Annotated in this window: 12 protein-coding genes; 8 read left to right on the top strand and 4 right to left on the bottom strand. The window is 61.9% G+C overall.

All coding sequences use genetic code 11. The features are described from left to right. Window positions 1–58: 58 nt before the first annotated feature. The 4 genes from MAXJ12_RS25185 to MAXJ12_RS25165 all read left to right on the top strand — a co-directional run bounded on the left by MAXJ12_RS25185 (window position 59) and on the right by MAXJ12_RS25165 (window position 4401). The gene (locus MAXJ12_RS25185) at window positions 59–343 is read left to right on the top strand and encodes a hypothetical protein (RefSeq protein ID WP_008838886.1); all 285 of its coding nucleotides are present in this window, start codon (window positions 59–61) and stop codon (window positions 341–343) included. A gap of 812 nt (window positions 344–1155) precedes the next feature. Beyond that, entirely contained in the window at window positions 1156–1491 is a 336-nt protein-coding gene (locus MAXJ12_RS25180) for a hypothetical protein (RefSeq protein ID WP_040587904.1), read from the top strand. Window positions 1492–1998: 507 nt separating this feature from the next. After that, complete coding sequence (locus tag MAXJ12_RS25170; RefSeq protein ID WP_008838884.1) at window positions 1999–3069, top strand: acyltransferase family protein; 1071 nt, start codon at window positions 1999–2001, stop codon at window positions 3067–3069. Window positions 3070–3963: 894 nt separating this feature from the next. Then, window positions 3964–4401, top strand: a complete 438-nt coding sequence (locus MAXJ12_RS25165) for a MarR family winged helix-turn-helix transcriptional regulator (RefSeq protein WP_008838883.1) — start codon at window positions 3964–3966, stop codon at window positions 4399–4401. 150 nt (window positions 4402–4551) lie between these two features. Here the strand turns inward: MAXJ12_RS25165 and MAXJ12_RS25160 are convergent, their stop codons facing one another. After that, window positions 4552–5823 carry a glycosyltransferase family 4 protein gene (locus MAXJ12_RS25160; protein WP_008838882.1) on the bottom strand — a complete coding sequence of 424 codons (1272 nt, stop codon included), beginning with the start codon at window positions 5821–5823 and terminating at the stop codon, window positions 4552–4554. Between the two features lie 211 nt (window positions 5824–6034). On the opposite strand from MAXJ12_RS25160, the gene MAXJ12_RS25155 reads away from it, so the two are divergent. Continuing rightward, window positions 6035–7159: a glycosyltransferase family 4 protein gene (locus tag MAXJ12_RS25155; protein ID WP_040587928.1), complete on the top strand. Its 1125-nt coding sequence runs from the start codon at window positions 6035–6037 to the stop codon at window positions 7157–7159. Here the strand turns inward: MAXJ12_RS25155 and MAXJ12_RS25150 are convergent. Next, a complete protein-coding gene (locus MAXJ12_RS25150; protein WP_008838880.1) occupies window positions 7152–8360 on the bottom strand; it encodes a glycosyltransferase in 1209 nt (402 codons plus the stop codon). The two genes, MAXJ12_RS25155 and MAXJ12_RS25150, sit on opposite strands and share 8 nt — an antisense overlap. 284 nt (window positions 8361–8644) lie before the next feature. On the opposite strand from MAXJ12_RS25150, the gene MAXJ12_RS25145 reads away from it, so the two are divergent. From MAXJ12_RS25145 to MAXJ12_RS25135, 3 genes are all read left to right on the top strand, one after another. Then, entirely contained in the window at window positions 8645–9517 is an 873-nt protein-coding gene (locus MAXJ12_RS25145) for a glycosyltransferase family 2 protein (RefSeq protein WP_008838879.1), read from the top strand. A gap of 57 nt (window positions 9518–9574) precedes the next feature. After that, window positions 9575–10909 carry a polysaccharide biosynthesis/export family protein gene (locus MAXJ12_RS25140; protein WP_008838878.1) on the top strand — a complete coding sequence of 445 codons (1335 nt, stop codon included), beginning with the start codon at window positions 9575–9577 and terminating at the stop codon, window positions 10907–10909. Window positions 10910–10970: 61 nt separating this feature from the next. Then, window positions 10971–11315: a hypothetical protein gene (locus tag MAXJ12_RS25135; RefSeq protein ID WP_008838877.1), complete on the top strand. Its 345-nt coding sequence runs from the start codon at window positions 10971–10973 to the stop codon at window positions 11313–11315. Between the two features lie 11 nt (window positions 11316–11326). Here MAXJ12_RS25135 and MAXJ12_RS25130 read toward each other — a convergent pair whose 3' ends face one another. Both MAXJ12_RS25130 and MAXJ12_RS25125 read right to left on the bottom strand, forming a co-directional pair. Continuing rightward, on the bottom strand, window positions 11327–12046 hold the full coding sequence (locus MAXJ12_RS25130; RefSeq protein ID WP_244421594.1) for a sugar transferase: 720 nt from the start codon (window positions 12044–12046) through the stop codon (window positions 11327–11329). A gap of 261 nt (window positions 12047–12307) precedes the next feature. After that, window positions 12308–14128, bottom strand: coding sequence for a GumC family protein (locus MAXJ12_RS25125; protein ID WP_008838875.1), 1821 nt, complete (start codon window positions 14126–14128; stop codon window positions 12308–12310). Between the last annotated feature and the right edge of the window lie 103 nt (window positions 14129–14231).

Here is a 14231-nt window from a genome sequence, read left to right as displayed (position 1 = left end):
TCTAAAGTCCGTTCGCTTCGTGATTGGCGCTTGCAGTTGATTTGTATGGGTTCGACAAATGGACGATGTGACGCTAGGCCCTGACTTTTCACTCACCAACATCCGTGTTGCGACTGTGGAGGGCGGCGAAGCTGGGGTTCTCGTCCTGAGATCGAACCTGCTCGTGGCGGTGCTTACGCAAATCGACGAGGAAACATACGCCACCCAGGGCAAATGGTTTCTCGAGACGGGTTTTGGCCCGCTGAGCGGGCAACATCGGAATTTTGACTCCCTTGAAGAGGCGGTGGCTTGGATCGACAGGGATGGCGCCATGCCGACGCCACTCCCAACGATGGTGAAATAGCCCCGCAAACAAGCTCCGGCCTTTTTGATCGCGATGAGGGTTGCGTCTGCTGACCTGCAGCAGATGGCAGACTGAGCCGGGGCTCAAGGTCCGCCTCGTAGTCCTGCCACGTTATGCCATCTACGCCCGGAGGAGCTTTGCGCCTGAGCGCGTAGAATGCCGTCCCAGGTATATCGACATTGACGTGGTGGAGGAGCGCTCTGACCCGTTCCTTCTTCCTCAGCCCTGCGGCTTTCCGTACGCGGTCCAGCGCTTGGGTCACGCGCCGGTCCTGTGCCCGGTGCGAGCTTGCTGGCCCACGTTTCCCTTGGTCCCCTCTTGGCTCCATCGCCTCCGCCACCGGAGATCCGGCCTTGTTCGGCAACTTCACAGCTATTATGGCGGAGTCAGACTTCCCTTGTACGTTCATCATCGGCTACGGCTCCTCGCCTTCCCGGTGCGGTTGGACGCCGCCCGGCCGGGCAGGAGATCTCCCAGGTTCCGACGCGTTCCTTTCGCGCGGGATGTGGCACGTCCTGATTCTTCCAAGCCATCCGGCCCGTGAGGTAGCCAGACGCCATAAAGGTTGTGGGGATAGTAGCCATAGCGATAGAGTGGGCTGGCCGCCTCGCCGCCCGCGCGACGAACGCCTCGTCCGCCGCGATTGCCTCGCGATTGACTTGCATGGAATCGTGATGGCGTCCCAACCGCGCACGTATGTGGGCTGGCATATGGGTGAGATGCCCAGCCCCAGGCATGGCGCCCCGCAGGTGGTCAGCGACCGCTTCCGCGCGTACGGGCGTCGCTGACGCTTCGACCGGGTGGATGTAGAGATGGGCCGCCGCTGGATGCGCGGGTCGATCTCTAGGGCTCGTTCCAAAATCGTGACAATTTCGGGGGAGTTGCCCTTTGGCGTCACACCATCGGTTTCCCACAGGTCTCACGGCTGCAGGTTCACCAAGAGTGGGGCCGCCCGACAGCAAATCGATGCCGCCATTGAAGCATTCCATCACGGCGACTTCGCAGCCAGCATCACACTCGCGTGCGCCGCAGAAGGTATGACACTCAGCAAGCCGGACGGCTTATTTGAAGGAATGCTCAGCCATCCTAACCGCTCCGTCGCGGATAGAACTGCCTGGATCGGCAGGCTTGATGAAACACGGGAGTGATGGAAGCATAAGACGGAAGGCCTCGGAGATACCAGAAAATCTAACGGCGATAGGGGCCGCTTATTGCATCCTTCGGGCAATGGACAAGTGGGAGCCGTTGCCTCCGCCCATGCAAGCTTTTTATGGAATTATACTTCAGTTCAATTCGCCTGCTAAACCCTGGTGACTATCGGCCCAGTTACGCGCCGCAACGGTCCGATCAACTTTGAGACGATGGTGGGCATACAGTCTAATCCGATTCCCCAAATTGGGTAGGCATGCACCTCGTTTGCGTCCGTTTCCGTACCGCTTTCTTCCTCTAAACTTTGGATAAATGGGGACGTAGTTGCATTGGCTTCCTCGCTGGCCATCTCAATGATCGGCACGGTCTGTTTGGCGTCAATTGCAGTTGTTGCATTGGTCGCCTTACCCTTACCGCCACGCGAAAACCTCGCTGGAGAACGCCGCGGGGGAGCGTCGTCCATCATCAGTGTTTTGTCCCGCCTTCTCGCTTCGGTGAGATCCAGGATGAACGCGGAATACCATCTGCAGCCAGTCCATTCTGCTCACGCCAGGGAGTTCTGGCACAACGCGCAGCTCCTTAGGCTGGTTTCGGCATATGCCATCGCTTCGATTCACATCAGTCGGGTGGTGAGCGCCGCTCACATCGATCCCGAAATCTTGAACGTTCTACGTTTCGGGACGGACCTTTTCGTGGTTTTGGCAGGCTTTCTGACCGCACACGTGTTCGGAGACGAAGGCAAGCCAGCAGCCGATTATTTGCGGACCAGGCTGATCAGAATTGTGCCCTTGTACTGGGGGTTCACCATTCTGGCATTTCTCGTTGAGAATTACGCGATGAGCGAATCAAACACCTTGTCCGAGCTATTCATGTCGCTCGCATTCGTGGCCTACGGTCCCTTTCCGATCCTTTACCCGACTTGGAGCTTGCTCATAATTATCGAATTCAGCCTGATAATCGCGGCCTTCCAACTTGTCAGCATGAAAAACGGGATTCTCTATTCCGCCGCCTTTGTCGTTCTTCTCGTGGTCGTCGGCCAGGCATCGGGTATCAAAAACCCGACTTTTGTGTTTTACACCAATCCTATTCTAGTCGATTTCGCGCTCGGCATACTTGTCTACAGGCTTGGCAGGTCCGGGGTGTTTCCTTTGAGTTTTCCCCGCCGCGTGGCAATTGCTGGCGCCGCTTTTGTCGTCGCTGCCTGCTTGGCTGCCGTCATCATGCGCCCATTCCTTTGGCCGGAAGCGCCTCGTCTTCTCGCGTTGGGGCTGCCGACTTCCATCCTGTTGCTGGCCGTTGTCGCGCTGGAGCAAGGCGGCGTCTACTGCGATTCAAAGCTGGTGAACTTCCTAGCGAAATGTACCTTTGCGATCTATTTGACGCACTGGTTCGTGAACATCGTGTCTGAAAGGCTCGTGGGCGAAAGCGGCGAATCAGCGCTTGTGGCCACGATCCTGCTGTTCGTGACGCCCGTGATCGTGACCTATGTTTCAGTGCTGGTGTACCTCTATGGGGAGTTGCCGCTGACGCGATACCTGTCAAACTGGTTCCCGATCGTACGCAGACAGGCGGCGTAGGGGCGCCTTTCACGCTGCGTCCGAGCGGATTCGATGCAGCGCGAATTGCATACGAATATTCCCTCATAGGCTGATTGGAGCCTTGCCAGTATGAGCGATGGCCTCCACCCAGCACCCAGCAGCCGGGAACTCGCGGCTTTTGAGTCGCACCAAGGATCGCTCACCGCTTGGGAGGCAGGTGCAGTTCTTTTTCAGTGCCAATCGAAGTTCCGCGCCATTTGGCGCCACCCAGGCCTTTTTGAGGCGCTCGCGCCAACCACCGCCGCCTGAAGCCACGGCCGCACAACCGTATCCTTTCACTTGCTCCAGCACGGGACGCGTTCGCTTGCGCCGACCCTCCGTCGTCCCGCAAACGGCTTAGCTGCCGGCGCGAAGCGGGACGCCGTTCGCCAAATTGTCGAAGCATGTAGGGCAAATGACTTTTCCTGAAAGCGGGCTACGCCAAATGGCGCACTGTCGCTGCGGCAGCCGGTCACTTAATTTTACAATAACATAGGGGCTGCGGCATCCAGCGCAGCTCTCTGTCTGGGAAGTCTGGGGGAGAAAAATCCATGTCGGCTGTGTTTGCTGATGCGAAACCGGGTGATACGGAACGGCGCCGCAGGCACTGCACGGGCGACCGCCACGGATGAAGGCTTACGGGCTGGCCAAAGGCGAGGTCACCAGCAGGTTCAGGCGCCCGGCAGCGGCGCGCGACCCAATAGCGGTCGGCGGCCCGCGCGGCCCTCGCGGCGGCCAAGAAAATGACGGCAGTCTTGCGCGAAGCTCCCCGGGGCGGTTGTGTGTTTTTGGGCCGCATAGGATCCCGCCTTCAAGGGCGAGCCCAAACGCCGCTTTGCTTGTAGCGGCTTTGCCACCGTTCCATGCGGCGCGAGCATAGATGGCTGATACCAAATGGCGCTTTTTTCATCCAAGGCCACATTCGTCGAAGATCTTGTCAAGGTAGACCGCAAGCTTCGCGCGCTTTTCGATGAACGCATCAGGGCCTGCGGCCTCACTCTCGCACACGCCCGATTGCTCATGTGTCTGGCCAAGCAGGAAGGATCGACCCAGGCGCAACTCGCCGCGACCCTGGAGATCAAGCAAGCGTCAGTGGGCCTATTGGTCGATGCGCTGGTGAAGAAGGGCTTTGTCACGCGTCGCGCCATGGAAGGAAACCGGCGGGCCAAGGGAATCCATCTGACAAAGTCGGCTCGTGAAGAGGCCGAGGCCATTCGCGATTTCGCAAGCGCAGTTCGCGAACGGGTGCTTCACGACGTTGATGAAAGGGATCTGATGACGGCCATGCGCGTGCTGCGCGAAGTCGCCCGCAACCTTGGCGCGGTGTCGTGACCGGCCTTTGCGCGATCGCCTGGAAGGACGAAGAGCGAAAGACCGGAACGCCTCTTTGGTCAGATCGGAGGATCGGTGGTCGGCGTCTTGTGCAAGCCGAAATCATGCTCCGCAGAGCGTAGGGCGTTGGCTGCTGTGCGCATCGACGGGCTAGCCGGCGGGCATTTCCAGATCGATTTCCATCATCAGCTCAAGGTATGTCTCGGCGATCGCACGCCACGAGTAATTCGCCGCGCGCGCATGCCCCCTTTGCACAAGCCGGTTTCGCAGGTCGTTGTTGACGGTGAGAAGCCGGACGATCTCGGCCCATGCGTGGAGGTCGTCAGGATCGGCGTAAAGGGCCGCGTCCCCGCACACTTCGGGAAGACAGGGCGCCGTTGAAGCCACGACCGGGCAACCGGACGCCATTGCCTCAACCGCCGGAAGGCCAAAGCCTTCGATCCGCGACGGAAACAGAAAGCAAACGGCGCCCATAAGCGCCTTTTTGAAGTCGTCGTCGCTGATGCGGCCGGGAAGCACAAGGTTGTCCGGCTTCGAAGGCGCATACCGCCTCACGGCCGTCTCGTCGACGTCCCCCGGCATCCACAGATCAAGGCCCATCTCACCCAGCAATGGGGCCAGCCGCACCAAAAGACCGACGTTCTTGTACTCCTGGTCGCGACGCCCGAGGCAAAGCACATAGGGTCTGGCCGGATCGACGGAAAGCCTCGATCTCATCGCATCCCATCTCAAGGCGTGATCGCTGCCATTGTAGGTGACGACGATTTTCCCGGCTGTGGCGACCCCAAATTCGATGAGATGGCGGCGCGACAGTTCCGAGACCGTCGTGATGCGGGCGGCCCGGCTGCCGAGCATTGGCAGGATCAGGCGATGCGCCCAGCGGAAACCTCTCGTATAGCTTTCGGGCATCAGCCTCGTATGCATGTCATGAATGCAGGCGATGTGCCGCCTGAAAAACACGGGGGCAAGATTGCAGAAGCTGACCAGCCCCCCTGGAACGTGCCGCGGCAATTGGGCCTGGACCCAGAATTGGGGAAGTCTGGGTCGGCGGAGTTCGGGGACGACGCGAACCGGCAGGGCCTGGAGGCGAAGTGCCTCCGGCGGATGGCGGGGAGCGACGACGTCGAGGCGCAAATTGCGCGCCAGAGGATGGCCTTGCGCCACCAGCGCATCCAGCGCCGAGGTTACCTCACTGGCATAGCGCGCGACCCCTGTCGGCCGCAGCCCGAGGAAATCGCCATTCAGGGTCCAGCGCCGTTCCCGGCCCGCGGGCAGCACCAGCGCCCGCTCGCGCATATTCAGGGTTTGCGCCGGATCGGTGCCCAGGAGAGCTGTCTGGTGCGGATGCGTCGAAAAATCCTGCGCGCGCCCATTGATGGTCACCTGTCTTGCAGCCCCTATCCCTGGCTCGACTTCGTCCATGCTTTCAGCTTCCCGTCAGCTCTCCCCAACAAAGATTAGCACCAGGGCTCGATGCGCGACCTTCACACGTTTGAGGTAGCACCCTACCCTTTCTCGCGATGCCGGATGATGCACACGGCCAGTTCTGACCGAATGGCCGTGATGACCAGCACGACTTGCGCATTCACACTAAGCTTTGCGCAAATTGCGCATCAAGCTCGAGGGCACAATCATGGCAAGGCGCTGGGCGATCAACGGGCGGTTCCTTTCCCAGCCGACGACCGGCGTCCAGCGCTATGCACGCGAAACGGTGCGCGCGCTCGATTGCTGGATTGCCGAGCAGACGCTGCTTGCGCGGGGCCTGGAGGTGGAACTGCTGGTTCCGCCTGGTGCTGAAAGCCTTGAACTCAAAGCGATCGAAATCCGGCAGGTCGGCCGCCTCGGCGGCCATGCCTGGGAGCAGGTGGCGCTTGCCGCCAGGCCGAAGGGGACCGGCCTGCTCAGCCTGTGCAACACCGGGCCGATCGCCGCGCGCAAGCAGATCGTATGCATCCATGACGCCAACGTCTGGAATGCGCCGCAGAGTTACTCGCTGGCGTTTCGCGGCCTTTATCGCGTGCTGCTGCCTGCTGTGGGACGCGCGGCCTGGAGCGTCTCGACGGTGTCGTCCTATTCTCTGGAGGAGATGATCCGCCACAAAATCGCCCCGGCAGGCAGGCTTTTCCTGGCGCCGAACGGCCATGAGCATGCGTTGCGGTGGAAGCCCGAGCACTCGGCCGAGACGCGGCTGGCGGCCTCGCGCGACACCATTGTGATGATCGGCAGCGCAGCGCCCCACAAGAATGCGGGGTTCATATTGGACATGGCCGATCGTCTCGGCCGCGCCGGACTCAGGATCGCGATCGTCGGCATGTCGGATCCGCGCGTTTTCAGGTCCGGCCGGTCACGTGCCGAAGCGGCAAACGTCCATTGGCTCGGACGCATTCCAGACAGCCAACTGGCGGCTCTGCTGCGGGACTCGATGTGCCTGGCATTCCCGTCCCTGACCGAAGGATTTGGTCTTCCCGCTCTGGAGGCGATGGCGATCGGCTGTCCGGTCGTCGTTTCCGACCGCGCGAGCCTGCCTGAAATCTGCGGCGGCGCGGCGCTCTTCGCCCCGCCCGATAATCCCGATGCATGGTTCGACAGCTTCATGCGGTTGCACGGCTCGCCCGACCTGCGCCTGGAGATGATCGGCAAAGGCCGGGCAAGGGCTTCCAGATTCAGCTGGAGGCGTACGGCGTTACGCTATCTGGAGGCGATGGCCGCGGCCGACGGCGTTCGCGCCGCAGCTGGACGGGAGCTGGAACTCACGTGACGGTGTGGATTGCCTGGACGGCCTCGAAGGATTCCAGGATCGCCCGATCGAAGTTCTCCTCGGAAAACCGCCTGGCATTCTGGGCGCAGGCGCGGGGCGTTATCATATCGCCGCTTTCGGCGAACCGGTCGACCGCCGCCTTGATGTGATCGACCGTCTGCGCCTTAAACAGCACTCCCGTCGGGCTGGGAGACGATCCCAGGCGCTGCACGATGTCGGCCGCGCCGCCGCGGCCAAAGGCGATCAGCGGCGTTCCGCAGGCCTGGGCCTCGGCCAGCGCTATGCCAAAATCCTCGCAGCCGGCAAAGACCATCGCCTTGGCCCGCGCCAGCGTGTCCACATACGCCTTCCGGGGCAGGAAGCCCGAGAAGGTGATGTTCGGGCCGGCCAGGGCTCGCAGGCTGGCGGATTGCTGGCCTTCGCCAACGACGATCAGCCGCCGGGACGGCATTTCGTTGAACGCCTGGATGACAAGATCGGTGCGCTTATAGGGCGCAAGGAAGGATGCCGAAACGTAATAGTCGTCCTTGTCCTCCACGCACGGCAACTCGTCCAGGGCGACCGGCGGGTAAACCACGCGGGCGTCGCGCCCGTATATGTGCTGGATGCGGGAGCGGACATAGTTCGAGTTGGCCAGCATCAGGTCTGGACCATGCGCGGTCCTGGTGTCCCACGTCCTCAGGCGATGCAGCATGTAGCGGTAGAGCATTCCCTTCGGGCCAAAGCCCAGTTTGCCCTGCTGAAGATAGGAAAACTGCTCGTCCCAGGCGTAGCGGACGGGACTGTGCACATAACACAGATGCGGCTGATCCGGCCTGGTGATCACGCCGCGCGAAAAGGCGGCCGAAGAGGATATAACCGCGTCGTAGCCGGTGACGTCGAACTGTTCGATCAGGAAGGGGCAGAAGAAGAAGAGCGACCGGTAGAATTTGTGCACCATCGGGATCCGGTTGGCCGGGGACGCATGGAATTCCACATCCTTGAAATATTGCTCCTTGATCTCGGCGGGCAGGAAGTCGAAGAGCGTGAAGATTTCCGCCTTCGGGAACTGCTTGCAGATTTGCGCGAGCACGCGTTCGCCGCCGCGAAAGGTCGGACACCAGTCATGCACAACCGCTATGGCCGCATCGCGGCCGGCCGCAATTTCCGGCAATTTGGTCGAAAGGGTCGTCGGTCCGGCGTCGATCCGTTCATGGCGCATGGCGAATGTCCTCATCGCGCCTGATCGGGTCCCCCTTGAGGCCCCAGCGCTGTTGCCAGTTTCGGATCGGGGCCATGGGCCAACAAGCTGTCCGATCGGGTAGGAGTGGCGGCGCCTGCGCGAAGGGCTCATCCCAAAGGCTGTGCCGCTACGCCCGCGCGATGCAACGGTTACTCCCAAAGCCGGTGCCAAGGGCGATGGGTAGGTGCCCCCCGGCCTCCTTTTTTGCAGGCTGCCCGGCGTTGTGCGCGGGGCTAGGCTCCTTGCTGCAGGACGGAGCCTTGATGAAACTCGCCTTGATCATTCCCACACTCGGCCGCCCCGGGCAGGTGCTGCGCCTGCTTGCGCATCTGGCCCGCCAGTCAAGGCTGCCCGATGAGGTCATCGTGTCGGCGCCGGACGCATCGCACGTGGATCTGCCCGAAACCTCGCCCTTTCCGATCTCGCTCGCCCTGGGCAGCCGCGGTCTTGCGGCGCAACGCAACGCCGCAATGGCGCCGGCGCTCGGCCGCTTCGAGATCATCACCTTCTTCGACGACGATTTCGTGCCTGCCGACGACTATCTCGAGCTCGTCGAAAGGTCCTTTGCCATCCGTGACGACTGGGCGGTGGTCATGGGCCGGGTGATCAGGGATGGGGCCAGCAACGCCGGCCTGACCTGGGACGATGCGGCCACGGCGCTCGGCGCCTCGCAGGACGAGGAGCCCGACCAGGCGCAGGTGGTCGATCATGTCGGGGCTTACGGCTGCAATATGTCGATCCGTGCCTGTCTTGTCGGGGCACTGCGCTTCGACGAACGCCTTGTGCTGTATGGCTGGCAGGAAGATATCGACTTCACCAGCCAGTTGCGATCTCGCGGGCGCGTGGTCTGCGTCACCGCCATCACAGGCGTCCACCTGGGTATCAAGGCCGGACGGGTAAGCGGCAAGAGGTTCGGCTATTCGCAGGTCGCCAATCCGGTCTATTTGATCTTGAAGGGGTCGGTCCCGGCGAGCTTCGCGCTGCCGCTGATGGGCCGCAACGTCATTGCCAATCTGGCCCGCAGCCTCTGGCCTGAATCCTACATCGACCGCCGCGGCCGGCTGCGCGGCAATCTGCTGGCCATGGTGCACGTGCTCAGCGGGCGCATCGAGCCTGAATACATCCTCAAGATCTAGCGGGTGCATGTGATGATGGCGAAATTGTCCGCACCAGCCCGTCCCAGGAAGGGTCGTTTGACCGTGCTGAAACGTCTGGCCCTGATCGGCGCCGTTTCACTCGTGGTGGGGGCGCACCCTGACCCGCTGCCGGCGGCCGAATATCTTCTAGGCCCACAAGACAAGGTCCGGCTCAAGATCTACGAATGGCGGCCATCGCGCGACGTGATCTTTGAATGGACCGCGCTGAATGACGAATTTGTCGTTGGCGCGGACGGTTCGCTGTTCCTTCCCTTCGCCGGCCAGGTCCGGGCGCAAGGAACAGCCCCCGGCGACCTCGCCCGCGCGATTGCTGACCGCCTGATGCAGGAGATGGGTCTCGGGCGCAAGCCCGACGTTGCCGTGGACATCGTTCAGTTCAGGCCCTTTTACATAGTCGGCCATGTCACGCAACCAGGCGAATTCCCTTACCGGCCAGGCCTGACGGTCCTGCAGGCAATCGGCATAGCGGGCGGACTGCGGACCCGCGAAGAGAACATTTCCCGGCTGGAGCGCGAGGTGATCGCGGGGCGCGGCGACGTTGGCCTTCTCGAACTCAATCACATCAGTCTTCTGGCCCGCAAGGCACGGTTGGAGGCGGAACTGGCAGACAGCAAACAGATCAGCTTTCCCGCCGCGCTGACGGAACGCAGCGCCGAGGGCTCGGTCGCGCTGTTGATGCAACAGGAACGTCTGATCTTCGACGCCCGCACCGACGGGTTGAGAACACAGCTGCGCGCGCTCAGCGAATTGCGGGAGTTTCTCGAGAAGGAATTCGCGTCGCTCAAAACCCAGCTTACCTTCCACGACAAGCAGATCGAACTCGTCACGAAGGAATTGTCCGGCGTTTCGTCGCTGGTCCAAAAGGGCCTCGCCGTTGCGCCCAGGGAACTGTCGCTGGAACGCACCCTGGCCCAGATCCAGAGCGAAAGGCTGGCGGCGGAAACCTCGCTTCTGCGCGCGCGCCAGGAGATCAGCAGAACCGATATTTCGATTCTCGAGCTGCGCAACCGGCGAGCCAATGAGGTGGCGGAAACGCTGCGCGAAACGCAAACGCAGCTGAACGAGATCAACCGGAAGGCCGACACGGCCGTGCAGTTGCTCCATGAGTCGGAGATCACGGCTCCGGCGCTGCTGGCCATGAGGAGCCGCTCCGAGAGGGCACAGCCCGTCTACAAGATCGTGCGCACGACAGGCGGCGGCACGACCGAATTCATTGCCGACGAAACAACCCCGATCGAACCGGGCGACTCCGTCAAGATCGAAATTCCCTTGCCGCAGTCCACGATTTCCGCCGCTCACCCGGCCGCCTCTGGTTTGACGCGGCCCGAGACCACGCCGGCCGCGGCGCTGGACGCCGCGGGCACGAACTGACAGCGCTCTCACGCAAAAAAGAGCCTTCCCACTCATTTTCCGACGCGGCGCCTGTTGACAGATGGTCGCCGCGCACGATTTCCAGTTAAATTTTCAAGCGAATCCCTTTAGAAGTCTCACGGGGACTGTTGGGGGCGTCCGCGGGCGTCTGGAGATTTTAGTGCTGATAGGCGTATTGGCCGTGGCGGCCGCAGGTGTCCTGTTGGGCCTGCGCTACAAGGCGGCGGCCCTCATCGCCGGGACCACGGTGATGACTCTGGCGATCCTGGCCTGGAACGGCTTGGGCCTGTCCCCCTCCGTGGCCTTCTCTTCCCTGGTGATTTTGATCCTTGCGCTTCAATCGGGATACATTATCGGGGTTTGGCTGGCGATCGCCTGGCGGCGCCACGCCGAAACCAGGAGGTGAGCGGGCCAACCCTATGAGGCTCGGTCGACACGCATGACCGCAATCACCGTCCGCAACAAGATGACAAGGTCCAGCCACGGCGACCAGTTGCGCACATAGTGGCTGTCGAGCGACACGCGCTCGGCATAGTCGGCGCTGCTTCGTCCCGACACCTGCCACAGGCCGGTCAGGCCGGGCCTGACCTGAAGGTACTCGCCCACATGGGACCCGTAGCGACAGAGTTCGTCCTGGACGATCGGTCGAGGTCCAACGCAGCTCATCTCGCCGCGCAGGACGTTGAACAGTTGCGGCAACTCGTCCAGGCTCGATTTCCTGATCATCTGCCCCAGCAGCGTTACGCGCGGATCATTCCGCAGCTTCCTGCATTCGTCCCATTCCCTTGCGGCATCGGGATTGTTGGCCAAGTGCTTGCTCAGCACCTCGTCGGAATTGCTTACCATCGAACGGAACTTGTAGCAGTTGAACGGCTTTCCGCGGAAGCCGACGCGGGTGTGGGAAAACACTGTCGGTCCGCCAAGCGTCATCCTGATCAGCAGCGCCACCATAAGCATCACCGGCGCCGCAAGGACCAAGGCGGTGGCGGCGATGAGCACATCGGCCACCCGCTTGGACCGACCGCCAAGGGGCGGTTCGAAATAGGTTCCAGCGTTCTGGGCCGGCGACGGTTTGCCAGGCTCCGAAACGGCGTCGGATACAGCGATCTGGGAAACGGCCGGAAATCCTTGCTGCAAGGTCGCTGACCCATCCAGTGAGGGAGCGCTCTGGTGCTGCACATCCACGGGGGACGGAGCACCGAGCCATGAGCCAAGGTGCAGGGGCCGATTCTCGAAGGCATCCATGGTCATGGCATTGCTTGTTCACGTTGCGCCTTTACGCACACCATCCCAAGCTCGGGCGCTACTTGGCAAGAAAGGCAAAGGTTGTAACGCTACCGTTGGAAGGCTACACCCTAATCCCAAGGCATTAGGGGTCTACCCGCAATGACGAGCCGCCTAGGCGCGCCGTTTGGCCGGGGCGGCGCGAACGTTGGTGAGCAGCACGCCTATGATGGTGGTCCTGCTTGCCTTGACCGTGCTGGCGAGTTCGCGCAGCGTGTCGATCTGGGTCCTGCCCCACTCGGCGGCCATGACGACGCCGTCGAGCACGGATCCGGCGGCCAGGCCGTCGGAGCCATTGGCCAGGGTGGGAAGGTCGACAATGACGATGTCATAGGAGTCGAGGTCGGAAAGGAGCGCTTGCAGGGAGCGTGGGGCCAGAAGGTTCTTTGCTCGCACCACCCAGACCGGCAAGATGTCGAACGGGCGACCAGGCGCGGTGATGATGTTGACGCTGATGGGGTCCATGCATTTCGAACGCTCCTCGTCGAAACTTTCCGGCCCGAGCAATCTCGCCGTCAGTTCGGGGCGGTGGAGGTCAGCGTCGATGACCAGCGTGCGCAGGCCTGACGTCGCGTAGAGCGTCGCCAGATTGCTGGCGAATTCGGTTTTCATATCGCCATGTTTGGCGGCGGTGACCCCCAGCCACCTTATCGGGTGGACGGTTTCGGAGAGGCTGATGGCGGTCTTGGCCCGTCTCACGGCGTGGCTGAAGCGCGACTGCGGCGCGCTTGCCACCTCGTCGGGGCGGCGCGGCCATTGCCTCCTGGCCGGCGGCAACTCGCCGATGCAATCAAGGCCCAGCTGTTCGCTGATCTGTCGCGGCGACCTTACGGTCCAGTCGAAAGTGTGGCGCAGGAACGCCAATCCGACACCCGCCATGATGCCCGCGATCGCGCCGAAGGCCAGCACGAGCTTCGGCCGCGGCGCACTGGGGTAGAGCGGCGCGGTCGCCGCCGTGATCACGCGCGCGTCGGCGACTGGATAGGACTGCTGGCTGACGGAATTCGTGTAGGCATGCAGGAAGCTCTCGTACATCTTCCGGTAGGTGTCGGCAGTCACTTCGAGTTCTTCCAGCGTTGGCGTTTGTTCCTCGCCCTCGGCTGGCGGATCATCGCCCACGCCAACACTGTAGTCGTGCCTTGAACGGAATTCCTGCGCTTCCTGGGTTGCCGCATTCATCTGGGTGCGCAACTCCTTCAGACGTTTTTCGAGCCAGGCGCCGCCCTGCTTGGCGGCCTCGGCCTTGGTCTCGATCTGTTCGCGCACGAAGGCCTCGGAGGTGGCGTTTGCGATCTTTGCGGCGGCTTCGGGATCGAGCGAAAGAAAGGATATGTTAATCGCGTAGGACACCCCGACCCGCCTCACGTCGAGGCCCGCTTGGAAAATCTCCATGGTGCGCCGGCTGCGTTCGAATTCAGTCAATGGTTTTGGAGGCGTGGCCGACGCGCTTGCGGGAAGAAGAGCTTCGATCCGGGAAGCCCACGCCCCGTCCAGCCCGAATGTCTCGAACACGATCATCTTCAATTTGCGAAACCGGTCGCCGATCGTGGGCGCATGAGGTCGGTTGAAACTTGGGTCGTCGATGAGATCGAGCTGGTCGATGACCATCGCCGCAATCTTTTCCGACTGCATCACGGCGATCTGGCTTTCCACCTGCGCCGTATCGAGCGACAGGTTCACTTCCGCCGCCTGCTGCTGCAGCAGCTGTGGCAGTTTCGGCTCGATCAGGATCTGCGTCGTGGCGGTAAAGACCGGATAGGTGGTGGCGTTGTAGAACCACGCCAGCCCGAGCGCGACGAGGACACACCCCGCGATCGAGCGCAGATAACGCCTTAGAAACTCCGTTATGTCGGAAAGCCCGATGAACTCCTGGACGGCGGAGTTGTGCTGGTCGCTGACCGGCGGCCATTGGCTGTCCAGCACACGGTCCATCATGCCCCCGCGCTGCGCTCTTGCACGGTACTGGCCCTCCAACTCCCCTTCAGGATTTGGACAATCTGCTCATGGCGATCGGCTAAACTGCACATCTGTGGCGAGG

Source organism: Mesorhizobium alhagi CCNWXJ12-2 (assembly GCF_000236565.1).
Classification (GTDB): domain Bacteria; phylum Pseudomonadota; class Alphaproteobacteria; order Rhizobiales; family Rhizobiaceae; genus Allomesorhizobium; species Allomesorhizobium alhagi.
This window is presented reverse-complemented; position numbering and strand designations above follow the sequence as displayed.